This window comes from Kocuria subflava, assembly GCF_012163155.1.
GTDB classification, from domain to species: domain Bacteria; phylum Actinomycetota; class Actinomycetes; order Actinomycetales; family Micrococcaceae; genus Kocuria; species Kocuria subflava.
Map to the genome: position 1 here is coordinate 64,725 of NZ_JAAVUN010000008.1, position 25,941 is coordinate 90,665.

General features: G+C 64.3%; 21 protein-coding genes and 1 tRNA gene. 8 read left to right on the top strand and 14 right to left on the bottom strand.

From position 1 onward, the window contains the following. Positions 1-21: 21 nt before the first annotated feature. Positions 22-93, bottom strand: a tRNA-Gln gene (locus GTW58_RS05670). 225 nt (positions 94-318) lie between these two features. Between GTW58_RS05670 and GTW58_RS05675 the strand changes: the two genes are divergently transcribed. Further along, positions 319-2,181, top strand: a complete 1,863-nt coding sequence (locus GTW58_RS05675) for an ABC-F family ATP-binding cassette domain-containing protein (RefSeq protein ID WP_119932065.1) — start codon at positions 319-321, stop codon at positions 2,179-2,181. Positions 2,182-2,470: 289 nt separating this feature from the next. Here GTW58_RS05675 and GTW58_RS05680 read toward each other — a convergent pair whose 3' ends face one another. Beyond that, a complete protein-coding gene (locus tag GTW58_RS05680; protein ID WP_047688298.1) occupies positions 2,471-3,931 on the bottom strand; it encodes an APC family permease in 1,461 nt (486 codons plus the stop codon). 208 nt (positions 3,932-4,139) lie between these two features. Beyond that, entirely contained in the window at positions 4,140-4,814 is a 675-nt protein-coding gene (gene pdxH / locus GTW58_RS05685; RefSeq protein ID WP_157980404.1) for a pyridoxamine 5'-phosphate oxidase, read from the bottom strand. Positions 4,815-4,909: 95 nt separating this feature from the next. On the opposite strand from pdxH, the gene GTW58_RS05690 reads away from it, so the two are divergent. Further along, positions 4,910-6,223: a phosphotransferase gene (locus GTW58_RS05690; RefSeq protein WP_119932067.1), complete on the top strand. Its 1,314-nt coding sequence runs from the start codon at positions 4,910-4,912 to the stop codon at positions 6,221-6,223. A 43-nt stretch (positions 6,224-6,266) separates the two neighbouring features. Here the strand turns inward: GTW58_RS05690 and GTW58_RS05695 are convergent, their stop codons facing one another. The 6 genes from GTW58_RS05695 to rsmI all read right to left on the bottom strand — a co-directional run bounded on the left by GTW58_RS05695 (position 6,267) and on the right by rsmI (position 12,799). Then, positions 6,267-7,289 (bottom strand): glycosyltransferase, encoded by a 1,023-nt coding sequence (locus tag GTW58_RS05695; RefSeq protein WP_119932068.1) that lies wholly within the window; start codon positions 7,287-7,289, stop codon positions 6,267-6,269. A gap of 278 nt (positions 7,290-7,567) precedes the next feature. Further along, positions 7,568-8,593, bottom strand: a complete 1,026-nt coding sequence (locus GTW58_RS05705; RefSeq protein WP_119932069.1) for an acyltransferase family protein — start codon at positions 8,591-8,593, stop codon at positions 7,568-7,570. Positions 8,594-8,922: 329 nt separating this feature from the next. Further along, positions 8,923-9,888, bottom strand: coding sequence for a GHMP family kinase ATP-binding protein (locus GTW58_RS05710; RefSeq protein ID WP_231559345.1), 966 nt, complete (start codon positions 9,886-9,888; stop codon positions 8,923-8,925). Continuing rightward, on the bottom strand, positions 9,885-10,838 hold the full coding sequence (rsmA, locus tag GTW58_RS05715; protein WP_232817899.1) for a 16S rRNA (adenine(1518)-N(6)/adenine(1519)-N(6))-dimethyltransferase RsmA: 954 nt from the start codon (positions 10,836-10,838) through the stop codon (positions 9,885-9,887). The genes GTW58_RS05710 and rsmA overlap by 4 nt, the downstream gene beginning before the upstream one ends. Positions 10,839-10,875: 37 nt before the next feature. Then, positions 10,876-11,877, bottom strand: a complete 1,002-nt coding sequence (locus GTW58_RS05720; RefSeq protein ID WP_119932070.1) for a TatD family hydrolase — start codon at positions 11,875-11,877, stop codon at positions 10,876-10,878. A 13-nt stretch (positions 11,878-11,890) separates the two neighbouring features. Next, positions 11,891-12,799, bottom strand: a complete 909-nt coding sequence (gene rsmI / locus GTW58_RS05725) for a 16S rRNA (cytidine(1402)-2'-O)-methyltransferase (RefSeq protein ID WP_370448252.1) — start codon at positions 12,797-12,799, stop codon at positions 11,891-11,893. A gap of 73 nt (positions 12,800-12,872) precedes the next feature. Between rsmI and GTW58_RS05730 the strand changes: the two genes are divergently transcribed. After that, a complete protein-coding gene (locus tag GTW58_RS05730) occupies positions 12,873-14,561 on the top strand; it encodes a dolichyl-phosphate-mannose--protein mannosyltransferase (RefSeq protein WP_232817900.1) in 1,689 nt (562 codons plus the stop codon). Positions 14,562-14,570: 9 nt separating this feature from the next. On the opposite strand, the gene GTW58_RS05735 is transcribed toward GTW58_RS05730, so the two are convergent. From GTW58_RS05735 to GTW58_RS14565, 3 genes are all read right to left on the bottom strand, one after another. Further along, positions 14,571-15,563, bottom strand: a complete 993-nt coding sequence (locus GTW58_RS05735; RefSeq protein WP_232817901.1) for a lipoprotein intramolecular transacylase Lit — start codon at positions 15,561-15,563, stop codon at positions 14,571-14,573. A gap of 357 nt (positions 15,564-15,920) precedes the next feature. Continuing rightward, entirely contained in the window at positions 15,921-16,529 is a 609-nt protein-coding gene (locus tag GTW58_RS05740; RefSeq protein ID WP_342453294.1) for a DUF3499 family protein, read from the bottom strand. Positions 16,530-16,547: 18 nt separating this feature from the next. Beyond that, entirely contained in the window at positions 16,548-17,015 is a 468-nt protein-coding gene (locus GTW58_RS14565) for a WhiB family transcriptional regulator (RefSeq protein WP_119932074.1), read from the bottom strand. 376 nt (positions 17,016-17,391) lie between these two features. On the opposite strand from GTW58_RS14565, the gene GTW58_RS05750 reads away from it, so the two are divergent. Next, positions 17,392-18,147: a TIGR03089 family protein gene (locus tag GTW58_RS05750; RefSeq protein ID WP_209436381.1), complete on the top strand. Its 756-nt coding sequence runs from the start codon at positions 17,392-17,394 to the stop codon at positions 18,145-18,147. Here the strand turns inward: GTW58_RS05750 and GTW58_RS05755 are convergent. Then, a complete protein-coding gene (locus GTW58_RS05755; protein ID WP_081993526.1) occupies positions 18,134-18,757 on the bottom strand; it encodes a GtrA family protein in 624 nt (207 codons plus the stop codon). The genes GTW58_RS05750 and GTW58_RS05755 overlap by 14 nt on opposite strands. 184 nt (positions 18,758-18,941) lie before the next feature. On the opposite strand from GTW58_RS05755, the gene GTW58_RS05760 reads away from it, so the two are divergent. From GTW58_RS05760 to GTW58_RS05775, 4 genes are all read left to right on the top strand, one after another. After that, the gene (locus tag GTW58_RS05760) at positions 18,942-20,117 is read left to right on the top strand and encodes a 5-(carboxyamino)imidazole ribonucleotide synthase (RefSeq protein ID WP_119932111.1); all 1,176 of its coding nucleotides are present in this window, start codon (positions 18,942-18,944) and stop codon (positions 20,115-20,117) included. A 156-nt stretch (positions 20,118-20,273) separates the two neighbouring features. Then, a complete protein-coding gene (gene purE, locus GTW58_RS05765) occupies positions 20,274-20,792 on the top strand; it encodes a 5-(carboxyamino)imidazole ribonucleotide mutase (protein WP_047688285.1) in 519 nt (172 codons plus the stop codon). 65 nt (positions 20,793-20,857) lie between these two features. Continuing rightward, positions 20,858-22,492, top strand: coding sequence for an LCP family protein (locus GTW58_RS05770; protein WP_232817902.1), 1,635 nt, complete (start codon positions 20,858-20,860; stop codon positions 22,490-22,492). Between the two features lie 89 nt (positions 22,493-22,581). Continuing rightward, a complete protein-coding gene (locus GTW58_RS05775; protein WP_119932077.1) occupies positions 22,582-23,613 on the top strand; it encodes a lipid II:glycine glycyltransferase FemX in 1,032 nt (343 codons plus the stop codon). Between the two features lie 75 nt (positions 23,614-23,688). Here the strand turns inward: GTW58_RS05775 and GTW58_RS05780 are convergent, their stop codons facing one another. Then, positions 23,689-25,860 (bottom strand): hypothetical protein, encoded by a 2,172-nt coding sequence (locus GTW58_RS05780; protein WP_119932078.1) that lies wholly within the window; start codon positions 25,858-25,860, stop codon positions 23,689-23,691. Positions 25,861-25,941: the final 81 nt, after the last annotated feature.

The window sequence follows — 25,941 nt, forward strand, 5'->3', positions numbered from 1 at the left end:
GCATCGACTGGTGTCGATGAGTTCCGCCTCTAGGATTCGAACCTAGACTCCACGGCTCCAAAGGCCGGGGTGCTGCCGTTACACCAAGGCGGAGCGCCGTGACCTGGAGTCATCCACCCGGATCAACCTTGGATCCACCGGAAGAGCACCTGGATTTCCACGGCGGTGCACCACGTGCACGGTGAGCAACCCTATCATTTGGCCACCACCCCGCTCCCTCCTGCCGCAGGTGTGATCTTGGGTCTCCGGGAGGCCCCCGAAACGGCAGAACTCACCCGCCCGGGCGCAGGAAGACTGCCGAGTCCGTAGGCTGGTGCGGTGGCTCATTTGTTGAACGGCGAAAACCTCTCCCTGTCCTTCCCCACCCGCACCGTGCTGGAGGGCGTGACCGTGGGGATCGACGGCGGTGACCGCATAGGAATTGTGGGCCGCAACGGTGACGGCAAATCCACGCTCATGAAAATCCTTGCAGGGCGCCTACAACCTGACTCCGGACGGGTGACCTCCCGCTCCGGAACCCGCATCGGCATGCTGGACCAGGCCGACGTCCTGGATCCGGCGCTGACGGTCGGGCAGGCCGTCGTCGGGAATCGGGAAGAACACGAGTGGGCCGGGGACGCCAAGGTCCGCGACGTCATTGGCGGGCTGGTGGCCGATCTGGACTGGAACGCGCGCGTGGGTGAACTCTCCGGCGGTCAGCGCCGCCGTACCGCGCTGGCCGGGCTGCTGACCCAGGACTGGGACGTGTTGTTCCTGGACGAACCCACCAACCACCTGGATGTTGAGGGCATCGCCTGGCTGGCCCAGCACCTGAACAACAGGTGGCCGCGCAATCAGGGCGGTTTGCTGGTGGTCACCCACGACCGTTGGTTCCTGGACGAAATCTCCACCTCCACGTGGGAGGTCCACGACCGCATCGTGGAGCCATTCGAAGGCGGATACGCGGCATACGTGCTGCAGCGGGTGGAACGTGACCGGCAGGCCGCTGTGGCCGAGGCCAAGCGTCAGAACCTGATGAAGAAGGAGCTGGCCTGGCTGCGCAGGGGCGCGCCGGCCCGGACCTCCAAGCCCAAGTTCCGCATTGACGCCGCCAATGAGCTCATTGCGGACGTCCCTCCCCCGCGTGACACCGTGGAACTGTCCCGCATGGCGGTCTCCCGCCTGGGCAAGCGGGTGGTGGACCTGGAGGACGTGGGAGTGACCTACGACGGCGCTGCCGCTGGGTTTTCCGCCGACGACGAATCTGTGGCCTCGACCGAACCACGCGAAGTCCTGCGGAAGATCACCTGGCGGATCGGCCCGGGTGAACGCACCGGGATCCTGGGCCGCAACGGGGCCGGCAAGTCCACATTGCTGCACCTTGTCACCGGCGAGTTGGAGCCCACCACCGGGCGAGTGGTGCGTGGCAAGACCGTCAAGGTGGCCGTGTTGACCCAGCAGTTGCGGGAACTGGATGAGGTTGCAGATGACCGCGTTTCTGATGTGATCGGGCGCAAGAAGACCTCCTACGTGGCCGATGGCAAGGAGATGACGCCAGGTCAGCTGCTGGAACGCCTGGGCTTCACCAGCGCCCAGTTGTCCACGCCGGTGCGGGAACTCTCCGGCGGTCAGAAGCGCCGCCTGCAGCTGCTGCTGATCCTGCTGGATGAACCCAACGTGCTGGTCCTGGACGAGCCTACCAACGATCTGGACACGGACATGCTGGCCGCCATGGAAGACCTGCTGGACACCTGGCCCGGCACTTTGTTGGTGGTTTCCCACGACCGTTATCTGTTGGAGCGCATCACGGACCAGCAGTACGCCGTACTCAACGGAGGATTCCGGCATCTGCCAGGCGGTGTGGACGAGTACCTGAAATTGGCTGCCGCAGCCGATACCGGTGCTGCGGCGTCCAACCCGTTGTCAGCTGACGCCTCCTCGCCCACTGAGGCTGCTTCCACTGCCGACGACGGCCCGCGATTGAGTGGGGCGCAAGCCCGTGCCGCTCAGAAGGAAGTCGGGGCCGTGGAACGCCGGATGGAGAAGCTCTCTGGGCTGATCCAGGACAAACATCAGGAGATGGCAGACCACGACCAGTCGGACTTTGAAGGCCTGGGTGCCCTGACGGCCGAGTTGCACGCACTGGAGCGGGAGAACACCGAGCTCGAGGAACGCTGGTTGGAGCTCTCCGAACAATTGTGAGACGCAACCTTATGCATGCGTGGAGACAGGCCTCATATGGCGCTGTCTCCACGCATACATAAGGTTGCGTCGGCCAAGGGGGTAGAAACAGCACCTCCCACCCGGCTGCGACTTGGGGTTGGATGATCACGGAAACATCCGCTCGTTGAAGGAGTCTGCCGTGCGCGGAGTCATCATGGAAAAGCCTGGCGTCATCACGGTGGTGGACCGGGAGGACCCCACCATTGTTGAGCCCAACGATGCGGTCATCTCATCACCCACCGGTGATCTCATATGGGAAGTTCACACCTCAGAAGCGGGAGATCTCCTCCACCTCTTCCTTCTCCGGCGAGCGCAGCAGGTTGGCCACCCAGGCCACCACCCACAGCAGGATGCCGATGGCCAGCAGGGCCCCTGCGATCTCGTACTGCAGCCATTCCGCACGGGAACGTGCCCAGGGCCCCACCAGGAACAGGGAGAACAGGGCGCCCAGGATGGGCAGGACAGTGGGTGTGCGGAAGCCGTCTTCCGGGGTGGGATCACGGCGCAGAATCAGCACGGCCACGTTGACCACGGCAAACACGCACAGCAACAGCAAAGCGGTGGTGCTGCCCAGGGCGGCCACAATCCCGCTTTCAGAGTTCTGGTTGACGTAGGCGATCAACCCCAACGCCAGCAGGGTGCTGAACAGGATGGCCACCCACGGGGAGCGGCGCTTGGGCAGAACATGGCCCAGTGCCTTGGGCAGCACGCCCTGCTTGGCCATGCCGTAGAGCAGGCGGCTTGCCATGAGCATGTTGATCAGTGCGGTGTTGACCACGGCAAACACGGTCAGGAACGGGAAGATCGCATCCACCGGAATACCCGGGGCACCAATGCGCACCACGTCCAGGAGGATGCCGGCGTCGGGGTTCTTGGGGTTGGCGATGTCTCCTGCGGGGACCACCATGATCACCGTGGCCGCCACCAGCATGTAGATGATGGCGCACAGGCCAAGTCCGGTCAGCATGATCTTGGGGAAGATCTTCTGCGGGTTCTTGGTCTCCTCCACCAGGTTCACGGAGTCTTCGAATCCCACCATGGCAAAAAACGCGATGGCGGTTGCCATGGTCACGGCGGTGAAGATGCTGCGGTCCTGCGGGGTTTCAAACACCACCAGGCGGCTGGCATCGCCTTGTCCGTTGGCGATCGCCATGGCACCGATGGCGATGATCACGGCCATGACTGCCAAGGTGACCACGGTGAGGACCACGTTGAACTTCACGCTCTCCCCCACGCCACGCAGGTTGATCAGCGCCAGGATCACCACAATCACCATGGCCGCGAACATGGAGGCGTTGGGACCTGATGGCACACCCTCCCAGAACTGGCCGATCCCGATCAGTAGGTTCTTGCCCACCAGGGTTGAGGAGGTGGCCGCACTGGTGATGCCCGAACAGGCCACGGTGAACGCCACAATGAAGGTGATGAAGTGAATTCCGAAAGCCTTGTGCGCATACAATGCAGCGCCTGCGGCAAACGGATACTTGGTCACCAGTTCCAGGTAGGAAAACGCCGTGAGGGTGGCAATCACAAAGGCCAGCAGGAACGGCAGCCAGGCCACGCCTCCCACCTGACCGGCCACCCGGCCTGTGATGGCAAAAATGCCGGCGCCGATGATGTCGCCCATGATCAGCAGCAACAACAACTTGGGTCCGATGACCCGTTTGAGGTCCCCGCCTTCGTGTCCACCCTCAATGGTGGCAACAGCCGTGGTGTCGAGCTTGGCCATGAACCAACCCCTTTCTGAAATGCCCGGCGTTGAGCCGGTGCGCTGGAGAGTGCCCGCAGACTACTCCCGCGCTGTTTCAGTTCGAACATCCAGCAGCGTGCAGCCGAAATATTTCACCGGCGAGATCACCGTTTACTGCCGAGATGACACGCAACGGGGTGTCATCTCAGCCGTAAACGGTGATGTCACGATCAACAGTAGCCCCAGATCACGGCTGCAGTCGCTGCACGCTCCATCCGTGGTTGGAATCCATGGGCAGCGGCCGATCCGCGCTCCACTGGACACGGTCATGGAGGCGCGCCGGCATCCCCACCCAGAACTCGACCTCAACGGGACGCAACCGGTACCCGCCCCACGTGGTCGGCAACGGCACCTCACCGTCCGGGTGGGCACGTTCAACCTTTTGGAAATTCTGAGCCACCTGTTCCCTCGATTCCACGGGCTGTGACTGATGGGAGGAGCTGGAGCCGATCTGGGACTCGCGGGGGCGTGTTTGCCAGTAGGCAAGGTCCTCATCGCGTGAGGTCTGCTCCACCGGCCCACGGAATCTGACCTGGCGGAACATGGGATGCCACAGCATGGTGATGGATGCCGCCGGTGTTGTTTCCAACTGCTGGCCTTTTGCCGATGCCCGGTTGGTGAAGAACCGCAATCCTTGAGCGTCAAAATCCTTGATCAACAACACTCGGCTGTCCGGCAGGCCAGTCCCGACGTCGAACGTGGCCAACGTGGCCGCCGCCGGTTCCGTCACCCGCGGATCCGCCACCGCGGCTTCCCACCATTGCTCCAGCAACGTCAGCGGTGTGGGTCCGGGCTCTGTGCCACCTGCAGCCTCCAGTCCGGTGCCGGTGTAGACGATCCGTTGGTAGTCGTTGCTGTGCACGGTTGCTCCATGTCCGTCTGACCGGGGTGCCGGGATCGGCGCCCCACCTCCATTGTGCGTCCGGGAAGAGTAGGGGCGGGTGCCATGATGTGGTCATGTCGCCCCAATCGGAACAGGCGGAAGCCCTAGCGGTGCAGTTGATCTCCGGCCCCGGTGCTGACCGTGCGCTGGCCGCTGTCACCCGCGCTGCGCAGTTGTGTGTTCCTGGTGCCTCGGCCTCCGCCCTGCCGACCGGCTCCTGGCGGCTGGTTCAGCTCAACCACCGCCCTGGTGCCGGTGTGACCGGTTGTTTCGCGGTGATGGTGGACCGCCGTCCGTCGTCGTTACCGCGGCACCGGGGGTTGCGTCCGGGTGAGGTCATGGTGTGTCTGTCCACGGCCCCCATGCCCCGTGATGCTCAAGTGACCACCATCCAGTGGAAGGGTTTGAGGTTCTTCGCCTGGTTGTGGCCCCAAGATCCCTGGCTGCCGGGTTTGCACTCCGCCGCTGCCCCCACCGCCGATCTTGTGGGGGACGGCCCCGTTCGCAGTGTTCCCGTGGGCTATCGCCCCACACGCCGGGCCGTGTTCCGGGTGTTCTCCGGGCCGCCAGCACAGGCCAATTCACGGGCCATCACCACACGTCACCACGACGACGACCAGCACCTGGCCTACATCAAAGTTGTCCGCCCGTCCAGGCAAGCCGAGTTGCTACACAGGCACAACCTTCTGACGCTGGCAAACGTTCCTGTGCCCAGGCCCCTGGCAACCAGGGGTGACGGCGCGGTGGCCCTGAGCCACGTGGCCGGGCCCACGGTGGCGCAGGTCTTCTGTGGACGCGATACGGAGATCCCCGATCCCGAACAACTGATGGCTGTTCTGGACAGGTTTCCACCAGAGGTGATGAACCTGTCGGGCCGCCCGTCCTGGGCGGACCGCGTGCTGGACCACGCGCGTTCGGCGATTGGCGCACTACCGGATGAACAACGCCGCGTACATTCCCTGGCCGAACGAGTGCACACCGCATGTGTCTCACCGGCGGATTCAGACCTGGTCCCCACGCACGGCGATTTCCACCCGGGCAACGTGATCCTGGGGCCTCACCCGGTGGATCCGGCCCTTGGGCCCATCACGGGAGTTCTGGATCTGGACAACGTGGGACCAGGGCGGCTCAGTGACGATCTGGCGTGCTATCTGGCACATCTGTGCGCACTGGCCGACGACAACCCTGCCCGGTCACATCTAACGATCCTGCAGCGCCACACCCGGATCTTTGACGAACTGGTGGAACCCGCTGAATTGCGCGCCCGGACTGCAGGTGTGTTGATCTCCTTGATCGGTGTCTCGGCCCGGCGTCACGGCGCTGAGGCCGCCAAAGATCGCCTGCGCCGGGCCGAGACATTGATGCGGGAGTACGAGCGTTTGTCCTGACCACCGATCATGCGCATCGCGCTGCTGGCATCACAGCACATGATCAGGAGAGAGAGACAGAAAACTCCACCAGCTCTGCCGCCCGATCGGCACCGCCAGCTGCCTCCATCTCCCGTTGAACCACACACACTATGTTGTGCAAACCGTCGTCAGCCAGCATGGACCGGACCGTTGCCCCGATCCGGCCGATTGTTGCCTTGCGCTGATGGATGCGCCGGCCCACCCCGGCGCGCGCCACGGTGGCCGCCACCATCGGCTTGTCCTGAGCACCTGGCACCACCAAGACAGGCACACCGTGACCCAGAGCGGCCAAAACCGCCCCATATCCACCGTTGGAAACGAACAGATCGGCGCGCTCAAACATCAGGTCTTGGTCCACCCAGTTCACATATTGCACCGATCCACCACCTGCGCTGGGGGCTGCGGATGGTTTCCCCTCACCACCGTCCTTGAGCCCGCTGACCACAATCCTGCAATCGGAATCTGCCAAAGCCTGGACCACCCGCTGACCCAAAGGAAAATCGTCACGTCCCAACGTGCCCTGACTGACATGGATCAGCGGGGAATTGTTGGCCGGAAGTCCTCCGGAATCCGGATCGGCGTGAGTAGGCCCGAAACTTCTTGCACCCCGGGCCGCATCTCCGATGAAATGAAGGACCTGACCCTGGCCAGATTCCAGACCTTCCAGTGTGGGCACTCCTTGGGCCAACACCAATTGGTTGGACCACGTACCTTCCAGGCCCAGTTGCCGCGTTGGAGGCAGCCCCACCTCCGCCCGGGCTGTGTTGTGGAAATGCCGGAAGGCCCTGTTGACGGTGAGATCTGCTGCCGTGGTGCAAAGGCGCCCCATGCCTAGACCTGTGGGCGATGCCGTAAATGATGCATAGGGAATTCCAGCGAGCTCTGACACCAGACCAGGTCCGATGCACGTCGCATCCGCCACCATCGCATCCACCGGATGGGTGCTGTTCAACACCATGATGTCCTGGGTCTGACCGGCAGCGCTGCCAAAAAAGATGTGCTCAAAACTGCTCAGCATTGCCAGCAGACCATCACCTGAACGCATCTTGGCAACGCCGGGTCAGGATCCTTTTGATCAAAGTCCGGGGCATGGTTGAACGGTAACCAGGTGCCACCGGCAGATTTCACGTGAGTCTGAAATGCGGCACCAGTGTAGAAAGTGACCGAATGACCACGGTTCACCAGCGCGTGGGCCACGCCCAATAACGGGAGAACGTGGCCTGAAAACGGCATGGCGGCTATCAGAATGTGCATCGGTGGTACTCCCTACGCTCGCCGTGACGCACACGATACGCGGCTTTGCTGACCTCACAGGGCCTCACATCACAAGTGGCGTCCTCTGCTGGGGGCCGGTGGGGTCTTGGGTGCAGGCAGGCCCCACATGTACGGCACGTTGGCGGTTGCCCGCTGGATGCCCAGGCACAGCATCACGGCCAGGACTGTGAACACGGGCGGACCAGCCCAGTGGAGCCAGGGCCACACGGCGCTGTCCGTCGGGTTGGCCACCACCCAGGTCAATGCCACCACTGCCAACTGCATCAGCGGCGGGTGGAGCACGTAGACAGCCAGGCTGCGCGGCCCAACACGCCGCGCCCACCGCAGTCCGGGTTTGCCGTCCAGACGGGAGAGCAGGAAAAGCCCCGCGGGGATGGCCAGTAGAGGCGGGAGGACTCCACCGAAGTTCTCCAGGACGGGGATGTCCCGTGTGGGCATCCAGACCAGGATCGCGGCCATGAACGCCAGGCACCAGAGGATGCCCTGCCATGTGGGCACACCTGCCACCCAGGTGCGGATGCCCTGGGACCACCATGCACCCACCAGGAAGAAGACCCAGTTGGTGAAGAGTTCATTGGTCCCCCAGCTGACGTCTGCCACCAGGCCCGGGACGAACACCAGGAAGAGCAGACCGGCCAGGGCCACCACCCATTTGTTGGGGGTGACTCCCAACAAGCCCTGGAGCGCGTAATAGATCGCAAGGGCCAGCAGGAACCAGAGATACGAGTGAAAGGTGACGGTGTGCCAGACGATCTCGGAGAACGTGGCCCCGGCCGTGCGATCGCGGTCCACCGCCCCGATCACCGGGTAAACCACCCAGTAGACGGCGGTCCAGAACAGGAACAACCACGCCATGTTGACGGGGCGCAGCCGCCAGAAGCGCGTGCCATACTTGGTCATGGAGCGGGTGACAAAAAACCCTGCCACCAGCATGAACACGGGCATTCGCCACTGCCCGATCACAATGTTGAGCTGGTTCAAGAGGTTGGCCACCTCCCATCCTTCACCGCCCAGGATCTTGATGCTGTGACCGAACACCACCAAGGTGATGGCCACACCCTTGACGGTGTCCATCCATTCTTCGCGGGCGGGCTTCCCCGGACCCGCCCCGGGGCTCTGCTGATGAGCCAAGGTGCTTCCCCCAATGGTCGCGTTTGGTGCACGGACATGGCTCAGCAACGCTGAATGTTCTGCCTGTCCCCTGTGATGCCGGGGCGCGCACAGATTCCCCAAGAGTGCGCGCGCATCAGACGTTCTGCGTGATCCAACTTAACCGCGACACGGACGGCAAGCGACCTCAGAAGGCTATGACGTTTCCCACTCGCCCAGACCCATGAATATTGCTGTGACTTGCACAAACAAACCTTGACGACGACGCCGGCGCCCCGGCATCGCACGCTGACTCACCCCAACTGCGTGGGTACCGCGTGAGCACCAACATCACGCAATTGTTGTGCCAGACGGGTTGCAGCATCCTGGTCTACGGTCAGGGCGATCATGGTGGGCCCCGATCCGGAGACCATGGGCACAGCACCTGCCAGCCGCAGTTCCTGGAGCCGCGGCCCCAGGTGCGCGGCGAGCTCCACAGCTGGTGCTTGCAGGTCGTTGCGCAGGCATCCGAACACCTGCGCCAACGTGACGGGTTGACCGGCCAGGGCATCCAGCAGGTCCTCGGGCACAGCCAGGGAATCAGGCTCCGGGGTGGTCAACCTCCCCTGGGCTCGCAACTCATCCAGCGTGGCAAACACGGCGGGTGTGGACAGTGCGCCGTCGTCGGCAATCAGGACCGCTGACCAGGGCTCGCCCACGGCAACGGGCACCAGATCCGCCCCCGTCCCGGTGCCGATGGCAGCTCCCCCGGTCATGGCAAAGGGCACGTCTGCGCCCAACCCACGGGCGATCTCCAGGGCGTCACTGACCATGGTCTCCCGCCCGGTCACGGCCGAGACCAGTTCCACGGTGGCCCGGATGGCGGCAGCAGCATCAGCAGATCCACCACCCATGCCACCGGCCACAGGTACGGACTTTTCAATGTGCAGGCGCACCCCACCGGGCAGTCCACCGGCGCCCTCGATCACGGCCTGTGCCGCTCGAACGGCCAGGTTTCCGGCATCCACGGGCACCTGTGCCAGGTCAAAGCTGCCGCAGTGTTGTTGTTGGTCCACCAGGGAGTCGGGAACCACGTCCACCGTGCACATGATCTGCCCGGCGGTCAGGTCAGGGTCATAGGTGGCGGTGACGGCTTCACAAACGTCTGTGGCCACGTAGAGGCTGGCCACATCGTGGTACCCGTCCGCACGAACCGGTCCCACGGCAAAGAACAGGTTGACCTTGCCGGGTGCTTCCATCCGAACCGAGGTGGTGTTCACGCGCGGTACTGCCCTTCCACCGGATACACGTTGTGGTTCACACCTGCCGCTGCGATCGCTGCGAACTGGTGAACGTCCAGCTTTTCCCCGCGTTCGGTGGGCTGGATGCCGGCAGCGATCAGGATTTCTTCTGCCGCAGCCCCCGAACCGGCCCATCCGCTCAGGGCCGCCCGCAGGGTTTTGCGCCGCTGGGCAAAGGCGGCATCCACCACGGTGAACACGGCTTCACGGTCCGCGGCATCTGCCCGGTTCCCGGTGAGACCCTGGGCCGTACCGGCACCGATCTGCGCCACGGGCTCGGATCGCCGGACCAGGCGCACCAGCCCGGAACTGATTCTGGGTGCGGGCCAAAACACCTGGGTTCCGATCACCCCGGCCTTGGACACTTCCGCAATCCACGAGGCTTTCACGGACGGCACCCCGTAGACCTTGGAGCCAGGTCCTGCTGCCAAGCGATCGGCCACCTCGTCCTGGACCATGACCAGACCATGACGAATGGAGGGGAAGCTGCCCATCAGATGCAGCAACACGGGCACGGCCACGTTGTACGGGAGATTGGCCACCAGCGCATCCGGTGTCTGGGGCAAATCGGTGACTGCCAGGGCATCCGATTCAACGACGTCGATCCCCTCCACCCGCTCCGGGCGGAACCTGGCAACGGTTTTGGGCAGCTGGCGGGCCAGTGGAGGATCAATTTCCACCGCCACCACGTGCCGGGCCACATCCAACAGACCCAAGGTCAACGACCCCAGACCGGGGCCCACCTCCAGGACCGTCTCCGCTGCGGGTTCAAGATCGGCAGCCGCCACGATGCGCCGAATGGTGTTGGGGTCGATCACAAAGTTCTGCCCCAGAGTCTTGGTGGGACGGATCCCCAGAAGCTCCGCAAGCTCTCGGATCTCGGCAGGACCCAACAGAGGTGCAGGCGTGGTGCGGGGGGAATCAATCACGGCTGGATTCTACCGGTCCTTAAGATCCACAGCCGCTTCAGTGATCCCCGTAGACGGAACGAACCGTGGCATCCACCTGCGTGCAGAACTGCTCCAGAGGGATCTGCCGATGCTCGGCAATCCACCGGGCGGTCTGCACCACCATGTACGGCGCATTGGGCCGGCCGCGGTAAGGGTGGGGGGTCAAAAACGGTGCGTCTGTCTCCACCATGATCAGCTCCGGGCGGGCCACCCGCAGGGCTTCTTGGAGATCTGTGGAGTTCTTGAAGGTCACGGTGCCTGAAAAGGACATGTACCAGCCGTTGTCATTGCAGATCCGCGCCAGCTCGGCATCCCCGGAGAAACAATGGAACACGGTGCGTTCCGGTGCCCCCTCGTCCTGGAGAATCCGCACAATGTCCTGGTGGGCGTCACGGTCGTGGATCTGCAGCGCCTTGCCCACGGACTTGGCCAGCCGGATGTGCTCCCGGAAGGCGTCATGCTGGTGGTGCCTACGGGTCTTGCGGGTACGGAAGTAGTCCAGCCCGGCCTCCCCGATCGCTCGCACGCGATCATGGGCGGCCAGTGCGGTGATCACCTGAAGCGCATCCTCAAGCTCACCGGCCTCGGCCAGTGCAGGAGTCTCATTGGGGTGCAGTGCCACAGCCGCCAGAACACGGTCATCGGCCTCAGCCGCTTCTACGGCCCACCGGGCGGATTCGACGTCGCACCCCACCTGGATCACCCCGCGCACCCCAAGATCGGCGGCGGTGTCCAGGATGTCGGTCAGCCCGATCCGCACCCGGCCGTCCTGGGTGTCCATGTGGGTGTGGTTGTCCACGATCGGCACGGGCAACGGCGCCGGTGCCTCCGGGAACCGCAGATCTCGGGTGTGCCCGGACTCGGCCTTGTGGTCCCGGCGGTCCGTACCGGCTCCACTGGCAGCATTCTCCGGAATACCGTAGTGCTCCGGACGATAGGCCTGAGGAACCTCACCGGTGGTGGTGACGGGGCGGTCAGACGGGTCTGGCCACAGGGAAGCAGCGCGGTTGGAGGTCATCCCACCAGCCTAGTCAGCTCTCCCGTGCGGCCAACACGGACTCGTAGAGCTCCCGTTTGGACAGACCCTGGGCTGCAGCCACCGCACCTGCGGCGTCCTTGAGTCGAATCCCGTCCGCCACCAGTGCCTCGACTTCCTCCACCAGGTCTTCCGGTTTCTGCGGATCCGGTTCCGGGGCGCCCTGCACCACGACGACGATTTCCCCACGAACTCCCTCACCCTCCACCAGCTCGGCCAGGGAACCGACCGTGCCGCGCAGAACTTCCTCGTGGAGTTTGGTCAGCTCGCGGGCAACCACTGCCGGACGTGCGGAACCGAAGGCTTCCGTCAGGGCCGTCAACATGGCCCCCAACCGGTGCGGTGCCTCGTAGAACACCATGGTCCGGGGTTCGGTGGTCAAGTCCTGTAGTCTGGCTTCACGCTGACCCGATTTGCGGGGCAGGAAACCTTCAAACACGAACCGGTCTGACGGCAGTCCGGAGACCGCCAGCGCTGTGAGCACAGCAGATGGCCCTGGCAGGGCCGTGACTGTGAGTCCTTCCGCCGCCGCGGCAGCAGCCACCCGGTAGCCGGGGTCGGAAACGGTGGGCATCCCGGCATCTGAGACCACCAGGACGGTTCTGCCGGAACGCACCTCCGCCAGCAGGTCTTCCGCTGAGGCTGCCTCGTTGTGTTCGTGGTGGGCCACCAGGCGTGCACTCAAGGTGATTCCCAGGCCGGAGGCCAACTTGCGGGTCCGCCGGGTGTCTTCTGCGGCGATCACTTCCGCGGTGGCCAAGGCCTCACGCAAGCGGGCGCTGGCATCCCCCAGGTTCCCGATCGGTGTCCCGGCCAACACCAGCGCACCGGAGGGCAGCGCAGAGGTGGCCGGTTCCCCAGTGGCTGAGGACTGAGGGCTTCTGATGGGGTCTTGGGAAGTCACGCACCCAACTCTAGGCGGGACATCCACTTCACGGTGGACCCAGAACGCAGGTGGGTCACCTACCATGACGGCCGTGACCTCATCCCCCCAAGCCCCCGAACCCAACGGCCCGGATTCCGCCGCCTCGCTAGCCTCCGGCAGCACCGCCGCGCGTTGCGCCACGGCATCCCGGGCGTGGGCACCGGCCCGGCAGGCACCCCAGGACCGGGTGCAGTTGCGCGAACGCCTCCTGCCCGGTTGGGCACCTGTGGCCGGCTGGATGTGGATCCTTCCCGTGTTGCCGGTGGTGTTGGGCGCCATCTTGCGGTTCTGGCAGCTCAGCCGCCCCCAGGACATTGCTTTTGACGAGACCTATTACGTCAAGGACGGCTGGGCCCTGGTGCTATCCGGCTACGAACAACAGTGGCCGGAAAACGCCGACGACGGCTTCTCCAGCGGAAATGTTCCCAGCCCCACGGGAGAAGCGTCATTCGTGGTGCACCCACCGCTGGGAAAACGGCTGATCGGTCTGGGGATGATGCTCTTTGGCCCCGGGGACGCCTTTGGATGGCGGTTCTTCCCCGCCGTGGCCGGGACCGCCATGATCGCCCTGGTGGTGATCGCAGCGCTGTTGATGTTCCGCTCCCCCGTGGTGGCGGCCGTGGCCGGGACACTGCTGGCCGTGGACGGTCTGCACCTGACGCATTCGCGCTTGGCTCTGCTGGACATTTTCCTGGCGTTGTTCATCCTGCTGGCCTTTGTGTTCCTGCTGCTGGACCGAGTTGACGGCCGCCTGCGGCTGGTCAAACGTCTGACGGACCCCGAACGCCCGCCACAGCCCGATCCATACCTGGCAGGACCGTGGCTGGGCATCCGGTGGTGGCGGATCGCAGCTGGGATTTCCTGCGGGCTGGCCATAGGCGTCAAGTGGAACGCTTTGTACTACGTGGCAGCGCTGGGGCTGATCACCGTGGCCTGGGACCTGGGCGCTCGCCGCGCGGCCGGAGTGCGGATGTGGTTTCCGGCCGGTGTTCTCAAGGACGGCTTGTTCGCCTTCGTCTCCATGATCCCCGTGGCCGCCCTGACCTATCTGGCCACCTGGACCGGTTGGTTGCGGACCTCAGGCGGGTACCACCGCCAGTGGGCCGCCAACAATCCGGGCGAAGGCGTGCAGTGGTTACCAGAGTCCCTGCGCTCGCTGTGGGAGTACCACAAGGCGGCGTACAACTTCCACGTAGGCCTGGATGCAACGCACACCTACATGGCCGGGCCGGCCCAGTGGCCGATCCTGGGCCGCCCAACGTCCTACTTCTACGAATCCCTGCAGAACGGAGAGGGCGGCTGCACGGCCTCCAACTGCTCCCAGGCCATTCTGAACGTGGGCAACCCGGTCATCTGGTGGTCAGCCATTCCGGTGATAATCACGCTGCTGGTGCTGGCCCTGGTGTGGCGCCGTTGGCGATTCGACTGGCGGTTGCTCTCTCCCTTGGCACTGGTGGCCGTGGGCTGGTTGCCGTGGTTCGCCTTCCCCGAGCGCACCCAGTTCTTCTTCTACGCACTGCCGTACGTACCGTTCATGGTGTTGCTGCTGGCTGCAGGGGTGAGCATGCTGATCCCCGGCCCGGAAACCCCACAGGTGCACCGGGTGCTCAGCTGGAGCGTGATCGGTCTGTGGCTGGTGTTGGTCCTAGCGGTGGCCGCCTACTTCTGGCCCATCTGGTCAGCCCAAGTCATCTCCTATGATGCCTGGCACCAACGCATGTGGTTCCCCAGCTGGATCTGACGGAGCCACTCAACACACACGACGCCGCAGCGCCCGGCGCCCCCACAGGATCACGGCCGCGCATCCCGCCACGGTCAGCAGCGCCACGGTGGCCGCGGCGTCAATCCAGAACTGTGTGGGGTAGAGCCGGATCAAGGTGTCCGAGAGACTGAAGGTCCAGGTTCCATCGGCAAAGAACAGGCTGTGGAACGTGGTGAAGAACCATTCCCAGGAGAGCATCCCCACCACAGCCAGCACCGCCAGCGCGGCAATGGTCACCCATGCACCCCGCATTGCGGCCCGGATCAAGCCCGCCGCATCACGTCTGCGGCGCAGCACCACGGCCACCAGCGCCACCAGGACCACGCCCACAGCTGCAGCCAGACCGAGCTGCATGACGTATTTGACGTCCGTCATGTGGGAGATTTCCTCTGGACGGAACCAGGCCAAGCCGTTGGCCGTTCGGACATCGCCCAGGAAACTGGGCGGGGCCCAGTTGAGGATGTAGTCCACACCGTGCGAGCCCAGGCTCATGCGTTGCCCGGGCCCGAATCCATAAGGGTCATCCGGGAAACCCGGGCGGTTGTACTCGATCCACAGAAACACCGGGGAAGCCACCAAGCGCACCGCCACCGCCAGCAGCCCCAGTGGCACGGCCAACCCCACCAGGAATCGAGTGAGCAATCGCAGCCCCGTGGCCGCTTCGGCGTCGTGGTCATCCCGGAAAGCACCGGCCTGATCCGTGGCGCTGCGGGAGCCTGCAGGTTCAGGGTTGTCCTCCCAGGGGCCGACCGCACCACGGTGGGTTGAGGTGGCCGAGGCCGGGTTCCCGTCGGGACCCACAGCACGCATGGAGCCGGTCTCCGTGGGAATGTTGCCCAGCAGGTCCATGGAACCGGTGGGGGTCACGGCTGCGTTCAGCCGCCCCCAGTCCTCACCGGTGTCCTTGCCTGCCGCAGTGCTGCCGGTGCCCTCCCGTGATGACTGGGATCGGCCGGTGGAACGGGGTTGGCGTGGGCTCACGGGGCTACTTCTTTCACAGGCAACCCCGGCGCGCTCACGATGCGTCTGGCGTCTGGGTCAGGGGCAGAAAATTGGGAATCCCGTCAACCACGGGAAACACAGGATGAACGCCCTCACTGTAGGGGCGTTCACTCATCAAATGGTGGTCATCAACGGCCACCAGTTTGGCACGTGTCATGGGGCAACGGATCACGGCACGCAAAGCCGGTGACAGGCTGGAGACTCCGTCGCCACGTCGCATACGGGGAGGTTCGGGGGTTGCAGTCATGGGTGCTGTCTTTCCGTGGCCCGCGGGGGTTGGGGGGGTCTTCACCGGCTCGTCTGCTCAAGAGTTGGACCACTCAGGAGTCGGTCCACTCAAGAATCGGAACGGGGACGACGCCGCAAGTGCGGTATCCGCATCCCCTTGGGCTGAGCGGGGGTGGAGTCACGGATCATCTCACGCTCGGAGTCCTGGTGGAAAAAGATTTCATTGACCAAGGACTCCTCGCCGTCATACGACTCTTGGGCGGAGGGTCCTGATTCTTGGGCCGAGGGCTCTGACTCTTGGCGGGCGGACTCACGGTCCTGCCTCGAGGGTTCAGGGCTCGTGCTGACCGGCGCAGACCGCTGCATGGCGGGCTCAGCCCTCTGCGACCGGGCTTCGGCCACAACCGGGTCAGGCTTGCCCAGCGTGGTTGGCTGGTGAACAGGGGCCAAGGGCGTCACGGAGGCGTGGGAAGCCGCCTGAGTGTCCTGATCGATCCCCGGAACCTCCACCCGCAGGATCTCCCATCCACGCGGAGCAGTCATCCGCTGGGCATGGGTTTCACAGAGGTCGTAGGCGTGGGGTTCGTTGTGCACGGACAAGGGGCCCACCACAGCGGTGGAATCCGCGTAAACGTAGGTCAGGGTGTACAGCGCTTCACGCTTGCACCCCTGACGGGAGCACAGCCGCGCCAGGGGCGCCTCAGATTGTGTGTCCACCACAGGAGAGGATTCGGATCAGCGGCCTGCGCGGCGCAGACGGCGTCGTTCACGCTCGGAGAGGCCACCCCAGATGCCGAACTTCTCATCGTGGGCCATGGCGTAGTCCAGGCATTCCGATTTGACCGGGCAGGCCTCACACACGCGCTTGGCGTCACGCGTGGAACCGCCCTTTTCCGGGAAGAAGGCTTCCGGGTCCGTCTGGGCACACAGCGCATCCGTCTGCCATGCCAACTCGCCTTCATCGCCGTCGATCCCGTAGGCCCCGGCAACCGCCTGCCAGATGGAACCGGGCACGGCCGCTGCATCGGTGACGTGCTCGGGGGCCTCAGCTGTGAGCTGCTGACGCTGGTTGGAATCCGTGTAGCGCTGCGCTGCGTCAGCATCCACCGGATCCAGGAACCAATCCTGCGGAACAGAACGGCTTCCCCGCCGCCGCCGTGCGGCCTGCGCCACCTCTGCGCGGTGATAGGCGGGCTCTCCCATGTCATTCCTTCCGGTCAGTTGGCAAGACGTGGAGTCTTCACTTCTCTTGAGGGGCGGGTACAGGCCCACCGGTTCCGCTCGAGGACGCGCTGACCTAAACTTCTGGGGTCTGCGAATCGGGGGCTCCGAGCACCGGAGTGGGGCCTTCACGGCACCTCGCCACGGCATTAATTACACGCTTGTAAGCACCTGAACGTCAAGCTCGGATCCCAGGTTGGCAACTCCCGCCTGCACCACACAACCGCCGTGACGCGGTAGGCGGCAAGCAAAATCTCCGCACGTCACACGCATCCACACCCTGGATTCAGGGCAGTTCACCGAATCGGAGGCCACTTTGCCCACGATCTCCTCACCCCGCAGTGCTCAGCCACAGTCCGTGCCGGCGCTGCTGCAGTCCATGGCCCAGCAGCCCACCCCCGCTCTGGTGTTCTACGGTCACGACGGCGGACGCGTGGAACTTTCCGGCCGGGTCCTGGAGAACTGGGTGGCCAAGACCGCCAATCTGCTGGTGGATGACCTGGGCCTGATGCCCGCAGACCGGGTGCTGCTGGAGCCCCCCGTGCATTGGCGTACCGCCGTGGTGGTGGCCGGTGTTTGGCGTGTTGGGGCCACGGTGGTGTTGGCGGATTCATCCGAAAACAATGGCGCCGGCGTGGCTTTGGCTGTGACCATGGCACCCGACGCGCAGCGGTCCTCTGCTGAAGGTGACGTGTTCGGCGCGGCCGCAGGCGACCTGATGGTGCTGGCCTACCCCGCGCTGGCCATGGAACTGGACCCCAGTTTGCTGCCGGCCGGTGCCATCGACTTCTGCGCGGAGATCCGCGCCCATGGGGACCACTACGCGGATGCCGGGGCGTCAGCAGCTGACCAGGAACTTGCGGTGGTCGGCCACAGCCAGCACCTCTCACTAGCCGAGCTCATGGCACAAGCACAGGAGCAGGCAGCAGACCTGCGCACGGGGTCAGGCCCGGTGAATGCGGTTCACCTCAACACGGCAACCTGGTCACCTGAGAGTTTCGCCCGCCTGCTGGCGGCGTGGATGACAGGCACCACGGTGGTGATCACGGACCGCCCGGGAACAGACGTGGCGCATCTTCTGTCCACCGAGCGCGTGGGGCTCACCTGGAGCTGAGGTCGTCGTCGTCCGTTCGTGTCTGCGTCGTCGTTGCTGCGGTGTGCGGTGAGGAACTGGAATCAGTGGCTGCTGCAGCAGCCGTTTCCCCCGCCTTGGGCTTGACCACCGGCAGGCGCCCGGTGATGGCAGCCATCTCTGAGGCGGTGGAGGGGGCAAAGCCGGGTTCGTCATCGAGCTTGACCGCGTACACCCAGAATCGGTATGCGAAGTAGCGGAAAATCGTTCCCAGGGCAGTGCCCACGATGGTTCCGGAAATGAACGACGCCGTTGGGCTGGTCAGGTTCAGTACGTAGTAGCTGACCACCACACACAGCAGTTCAATGGCCATGCCGATCGCGTTGGCAATCAGGAATTGCACCAATTCCTTCTTGGTGTCCGACTGCCGTTTGTCCCGGAAGGTCCAGTACCGGTTGGCCACCCAGGAGAACAACGTGGCCACCACCGTGGCAATCGCCTTGGCCTTGACGTGCCCACCCTCCTGGAAGACGGTGTGCATCAGAATCCAGACCACACCGGCATTGACCAGGAATGCCAGGCCACCCACGGTGCCGAACTTCATCAGTTCGGCCACAAACAGGTGCCAGGCAGCTTTGAAACGATTGATCATGTGAAACAGGCTTTCGAATGGGTTTCGCTCAATGCGCCTGTTGTCCTCATGAGTCACGGGGCTGACGGTTTGGCTCAGCCGTGCCAGGGGCAGCGCGTGCGCCCATCATAAGCACCCAGGCGAGTATTACCCTGGTGGGGTGAGCAACGCGACGCAGTCCTCGGAAAACACGGTCAACCGCCGTATCCCGTCCCCCGCTGCCACCACCGGCCCGGTGATCGGCGTGGTGGGCGGCGGTCAGTTGGCTCGCATGATGGGACCGGCCGCCACAGAACTCGGGATCGAGCTGCGCGTGTTGGCTGAAGCGCAGGACAGTTGTGCCATTCCCGCATCCGCCCACCACCAGGTGGGTGATTACACAGACCTGGCCACGCTGATGGACTTTGCCGACGGCGTGGATGCCTTGACCTTTGACCATGAACACGTGCCCAACCAGCATCTGCAGGCCCTGCTGACCGCAGGCGTTGCCGTGGAACCACGCCCGGAAGCTCTGGTGCACGCCCAGGACAAAATCGTCATGCGCCGCGCGGTGGAGAAACTGGGGCTGCCCAATCCGCGGTGGGCGGAGGTCTGCTCCGTTGACGAACTCGTGGACTTTGCCGCTGATCAGTGGCCCGTGGTGCTCAAGACCCCCCGCGGCGGCTACGACGGCAAGGGGGTGCTGCTGGTTCATTCGGAACAGGACGCCCGCGGTGGCACGGCAGCCGAATGGTTCAACGCCCGACGCTTCCCGGCACTGCTGGCAGAAGAAGCCGTGCCGTTCACCCGGGAACTGTCCGCTCTGGTGGCCCGCACACCATCCGGTGAGGTCCGCTCATGGCCGGTGGTGGAATCCATCCAGGTTGACGGGGTGTGTGATGAGGTCCTGGCACCGGCCCCCGGCCTGGATCCCGACCTTGCGCAGGCCGCCGAACAAGCCGCCCGTACCTTGGCCACCGAGTTCAACGTCACCGGTGTGATGGCAGCTGAGCTCTTTGACGTGCCGGGACGCGGATTCCTGGTCAATGAGTTGGCCATGCGCCCGCACAATTCGGGGCACTGGACCATGGACGGCTCCGTGACCGGTCAGTTCGAACAACACCTGCGCGCCGTGCTGGACCTCCCGTTGGGTCAGACCGGGTTCATAGGCGGTGCCACGGTGATGAAAAACATTCTGGGTGGACAGAACCCGGATCTGTTTCAGGGGTTCACCACCGCCATGAGTCGCGTACCCGCTGCCAAGATTCACCTGTACGGGAAAGGCGTTCGGTTCGGCCGCAAGGTGGGCCATGTCAACGTCACCGGTCACAGCCCGCAGGATCTGCCGGAGCTGCAACAGCAGGCCGCTGAGGCGGCTCGAATCATCCGCGACGGCCACTGACCAGAGCACCAGCCCCACCAACTGCATGCAACACCACAGACCCATTACCGGCTGATCCCCAGAGAGCCGGAGTACCGTGACGGTGCATCGACCTCGCCCACGTCAATGGGCAGATCAACCTGCTGCGGCCCCGGCCGGTTACACAAGGAGAACAGAATGGATGACTCACAGCCCGTTGTGGGCGTGGTGATGGGTTCGGACTCCGATTGGTCCGTCATGGAGGCTGCTGTTGAAGTGCTGGCGGAGTTGGAGGTCCCGTGCGAGGTTGACGTGGTTTCCGCCCACCGCATGCCACACGAGATGATTCGTTACGGCGCCAACGCGGCTGAACGCGGATTGCGCGTGATCATCGCAGGCGCCGGAGGTGCTGCCCACCTGCCGGGGATGTTGGCCTCCACCACCGTGCTTCCCGTGATCGGCGTCCCGGTCCCCTTGAAAACCTTGGACGGTTTGGATTCGTTGCTCTCGATCGTGCAAATGCCCGCCGGAGTCCCCGTGGCCACCGTCTCCATCGGCGGCGCCCGCAACGCAGGCCTCCTGGCAGCCCGCATGTTGGCAGCAGGCACTGATCCGGACGCCCTGAAACTGCGCGCAGCCCTCGAGCGTTTCGCACAAGAGCTGAATCAGACGGCACACAGCAAGGGTGCCGCCCTGCGTGAGCGCGTGGCGGACTGACCACCCGCCCTCGCCCTTCTTCAGGCCGGCACTTCCCACTTCCCCGACCCACAGGCGCTCCCCCCGTGACAGCTTCACAAGACTTTCGCTACAACAGGTTCCCCGACGACGACGTCGTGGGGGAACTGGATGCCGATGCTCCCGTGCGCACCACCAGCCGCGTGGGCTCATGGGCGAATGCTCTGGTGAATCCGCGATACGTCTCCGCGGGCGGGCGCAACAAACGCGCGGGCCTGCTGCTTGCCGGGACCCTGTTGGTACCAGGTTCTGCACAGATCGCTGCAGGCAACCGCAAGGTGGGTCGGATTGCTCTGACCGTCACTGTGGTGTGCTGGGCGCTGCTGGTTGTACTGCTGCTCTCCGCTCTTTTCTGGCGAACCCCCTTGATTTTCCTGGTGACCAACGGATTGACCGCGCCTGTGATCTCCCTGGTGCTGGTGGCCCTGGCCATCGGGTGGGGACTGCTGTTCCTGGACACCTTGCGGCTGATCAGACCAGGACTGTTGTCCACCAAGGCCCGGACCGTTGCCATTGTGGCCACCGTCGTGGCGGTCGTGGTGACTTCCGGGGGCCTGGGCTACACCGCTCACCTGGTCAATGTCACCCGAGCCACCGTGGGGCAGATCTTTGGGGGCGGTCTGCCGTTCCGGCCGGTGGACGGGCGCTACAACATTCTGCTCATGGGCGCCGATGCCGGTGAGGATCGATTGGGGCTGAGACCCGATTCCATGACAGTGGTGAGCATTGACGCCAGCTCGGGTCAAACCGTGACCATCTCCCTGCCACGCAATCTCCAGAACGTCCCGTTTGCTGATGGCTCGCCCATGCAAAGTGTCTATCCCAATGGATACGATTGCGGGGACGAATGCCTGCTGAACGCCATCTACACGGATGTCACCCAGAACCACGAGGACGTGTACGGCAACGTGGATGATGCGGGAGCTGAGGCCATGATGGATGCGGCCTCCGGTGTCCTGGGCATTGAGGTTCAGGGCTACGCCATGATCGACATGGCGGGATTCGAGCAGCTGATTGACGCCATGGGTGGCATCACCATTGATGTTGGTGGTGAGGTGCCCATTGGCGGTGGCACCAACGAGATCACCGGCCTGCCCAACCCCATTGACGGCTACATTGAACCGGGTGTGCAACACCTGGACGGCTTCCACGCCCTCTGGTACGCCCGCTCCCGTGAAGGGGCCTCGGACTACGACCGTCAAGCCCGCCAACGCTGCGTTCAGACGGCCATGCTCAAACAGCTGAGTCCGATCAACGTGGTGTCCAAGTTCGAGGAGATGGCGCAGGCCGGTACTCAAGTGGTGGAAACGGACATTCCGCAGTCTTCCATCGGTTCGTTCGTGGATCTGGCCCTGGAAGCCAAGAACTACGACCTGATCGGTTATGCCGCAGGCCCGCCTTACTACGACGCCATGTTCCCCACGTACCCGGATTACGACCAACTGCACTCTGATGTTCAGCAGCTCTTGGACAGTGCTGACGGTTCAGGCCAGCCGCAGGCACAGGCCCTGGCCACAGATGCTCCTGTGTCCACAGGCTCCGGCCTGGGCGCGCGCGGATTGGTCATGGTGCCCACGGAAACAGTCACGGACCCCACTCAGCCAGAGGCCACCACAGAGGCCGGAGCAACGGATGGTCAACCCACCGAGCTCTCCCCCAACGGAACCTGCTCGGTGCCGTAAGCCGTTGCATGGTGCTGAATCCCGCCTACATTCCGGTGGCGTGGTCCTGAGCCAGGAATGGTCACTGCGGCCCCGGTACAGTAGCCCGGGTGACCAACATTCTTCAGAGCAAAGCATGGGCGGACTTCCAGACGGAACTGGGCCACACCGTGGTCAAGGATCAGGGTCCCGGATACTCCTGGCAGGCCACCGTTGAAGGTGGAGCCACCGGCCGATACCTCTACGCCCCGTATGGACCGATTGCCGATTCCCCGCAAGCCTTTGACGCCGCACTGGAATCCCTGAAGCAGGCAGCCAAGGCACACGGTTGCTGGTTTGTCCGTGTGGAGCCGGCCTTCGCTCAGATCCAGGACGGATTGGAAACAGCGGAGGCAGCGCTGCGTCGTCGTGGGTTGCAGTGGGCGCCACGTCAGGTGCAGCCGGGCCACACCCAGATCATTGACCTGACCAGGGATCAGGACGCACTGCTCAAGGACATGAAGTCCACCAACCGGAACCTGCACCGCAACATCCACAAGAAGGGTGTGACCTTCACGGCCACCACGGATCCGGATGCGGTTTCGATTCTGCTGAAGTTCCTGGACCAGACCGCTGAGCGCAAGAACTTCAACCGCCAGCAGGACGACTACCTGCGCACCGCCGCCCAGGTGCTCATGCCGCAAGGTGCCGCCGTGTTGTACGTGGCGCGCTTGGACGGGGAACCGATCGGCGCCTCCCTGGTTTACGACTCTGAAGACACCCGCACCTATGCGCACGCCGCCATGGACCGTGAACACCGCAAACTCTCCGCGGGCAGCCCCTTGGTGGTGCGCATGATTCTGGACGCCAAGGAAAAGGGTCAGAAGCACTTTGACCTCTTCGGCACCGCCCCGGAAGGTGCTGGGCCCGAACACGAATGGTATGGCTTCACCAAGTTCAAGAAGGACCTGGGTGGCGAACCCGTGGAGTTCCCCGGCACCTGGGACCTGCCGGTGTCCACGGCCAAGTACGCCGCCTACACCGGTGTCCGGATGGCTCGGGAGGGTCTTGGGACAGCCAAGTCCAAGGCGCCGGGCCTGCTGGCGACCGTCAAGGACACCGCACGCAAGGTCAGCGGACGTTCAGGCACCGACCAGGCCTGACACTCGCGCTCACGACGACGGGGCCCCGTACCGCGCCTGCGGTACCGGGGCCCCGTTCTCACCACGTGGTGGGCCTCAACGGCCGGCAGCGTCCCGGAAAGCCTGGAGGCTCTCTGCGTAAACCCGCTTGCCAAAGGCCAACGGACCCCGCGAGCGCCGGGAGGTGTCACCTTCCACGTGCTGGTTGGACCGGTCTGCTCCCGGCTGTTGCTCCACGTCGTTGGTAGGTTCCGGATCTGACGACGGGCCGGAGGTCGACGCCGGATCCAGCTGCCTGTCCTGATGGGGGCGTTCTTGGACCGCAGGTGAATCGGCCCGCTCGGTCTCCGGCTCAGGTCGGGGGTCGGGCTGCGTCACCGACTCGGATTCAGGCTCAGCAGCTTCAGGCTCAGCAGCGTCCTGGCCTGTGGACTTGATGGCGTCGTGGGCTGTGGGGTCTGTGGCGTCCTGACCTGACGGTTCAGTTGCCTGGCGGCGCGCAGCGGCCTCCGGGGTTAGTGAATCGTCCGGGCCGCTGGAGCCGTCCGGGCCATCCGAGCCTTCCGGCGTCACGGGATCGATCTCACCCGTGGGGGTCTCATCCTCATGGTCCCGCTGCGCAGAGTCTTGCGCCGCGGCGTTGTCCTGCACGGTCGAGCTGGCTGCGGCTTGACCAGCACGCTTGCGTGCCCTGCGCTGCTTGCGTGCTTCCCGCTTGGAGATCTTGGTGCTGGGCTTGGCCGCCGTGGATTCGGCGTCGGCCTCCTGCTCCCATGTGCCCTGGCGGCCGTCAAGGGTCTGGTGGCCGACAAGGGTCGCGTGGCCGTTCGGGGTCTCATGTTCGCTTGCGGTCGAATTGGTGGTACCGGGCCGATTGGCAGTGCTGGCTTGATCGGCTGTTCTTGCCTGATGGGCGGCGCTGGCCTGACCAACAGTTCTGGCCTCAGCCGTTGTACCAGGCGTGCTGTCGGTGGCAGGGTCGGTATCGGCCACGGTGCGGGGGTTGTCCGCAACCCCCGTGCCGGTGGCAGCACCGGCCCTGACCTGCGGCGACTGGTCCGCCGCAGCCAGCGATGTGTTGTTCTGCTCCGGTTGACCGTTGGAGCCGGAGAGGGATGAACTCGCCTGTCCTCCCCCCAACGCCAGGTGTGACTGGGCGGGAGTGATGCCCGTGGTTTCAATACCAAGGTCCTCGCTGACCTGCTGGCGCACCTCGTCCACGCGCTGTGGCGGTTCCGGCTGTTTCTGCGGCTCAGGTGCTGGTTCCTGCACCTTCTTCTTGCGTCCGAACAAGCCGCGCTTCTTGGGTTCAGCGGGTGCGGGGGCAGCCTCAACCTGCTGTACCGGCACCGATTCCTTGCGCCATGTGCCCAGCACGGTTCGTTCGCGGTCCGCCAGTTCACGCACCACGGTGGGCACGTCCTTGTCCGAGGACTCCCCACCATCCATGCGCTGCACCCCGCGCTTCTGCAGCTCCACGGCACCGGTCAGCAACAGGGCGTCGTCGATCCCCAGATCCCGGGCCTTGCGGGTGAAGCCCACGCGGTAGAGCATGGCCATGTTCACGGTGTGCACAAACCACAGGTAACCCAGAGCCTCGGGCTGCTCGTCCGGGCGTTCCTGAGCCGCCACCAGAAGCAGGGAGTCCTGCCCCAGGTCCTTGAGCAGATGGTTGATCTGCCCGGTTTTCAACCCCACAGCCCGCACACCACCTGAGGTCGCGGTGATTTCACGGACCGCCACATCGGAGACCTTCAACCCCGCCCGGCACCGGTCCAAGGTCGACGGCGAAAGGCGCGAGGACAGCGCCGTGTCAGCCGCGCCCAGGGGAACACGCAATCGTTTGGGGCCTGCAGCATCCGTCTCGACTGAGCCTTGGCGCGCCCAGCCACGCTGCGTCAAGGCCTGGGTGAGGGGCTCAGCGGCGGGGGTGTCCACGCTCAACGTGATGGATTCGGTCTCATACCGGTCATGGGCGTAATCGGCCAATTTCTGCATGAACGCGGGAACCATGGTGGGCTTGTTCACGTGCGCCTGCTGGGCCTCGGCATGGATGCTGCCGTTCTCCTGGCGGACCAACAATTGGGCGTAACCCACCATGCGTTCATCGGCATCTCGAATCAGAACTCGGTCCACCGTGAGTTGTGTGCCTTCAGCCGATTGTTGAACGGCCCCAATACCCCACAGCTGATGGGGATGGCCTCCGGTGACCCGAACCGTGGCATCCCACGTTTTCTGGTTCAGGCTGGAACTGACAGTCAAAGCCACAGCGCGCGTATTCCTTTGAATGGTGAATGGGCCTCACGGCCTGGGGCAGCCGGAGTACACAGAACTCTTGGGGCAACAGTG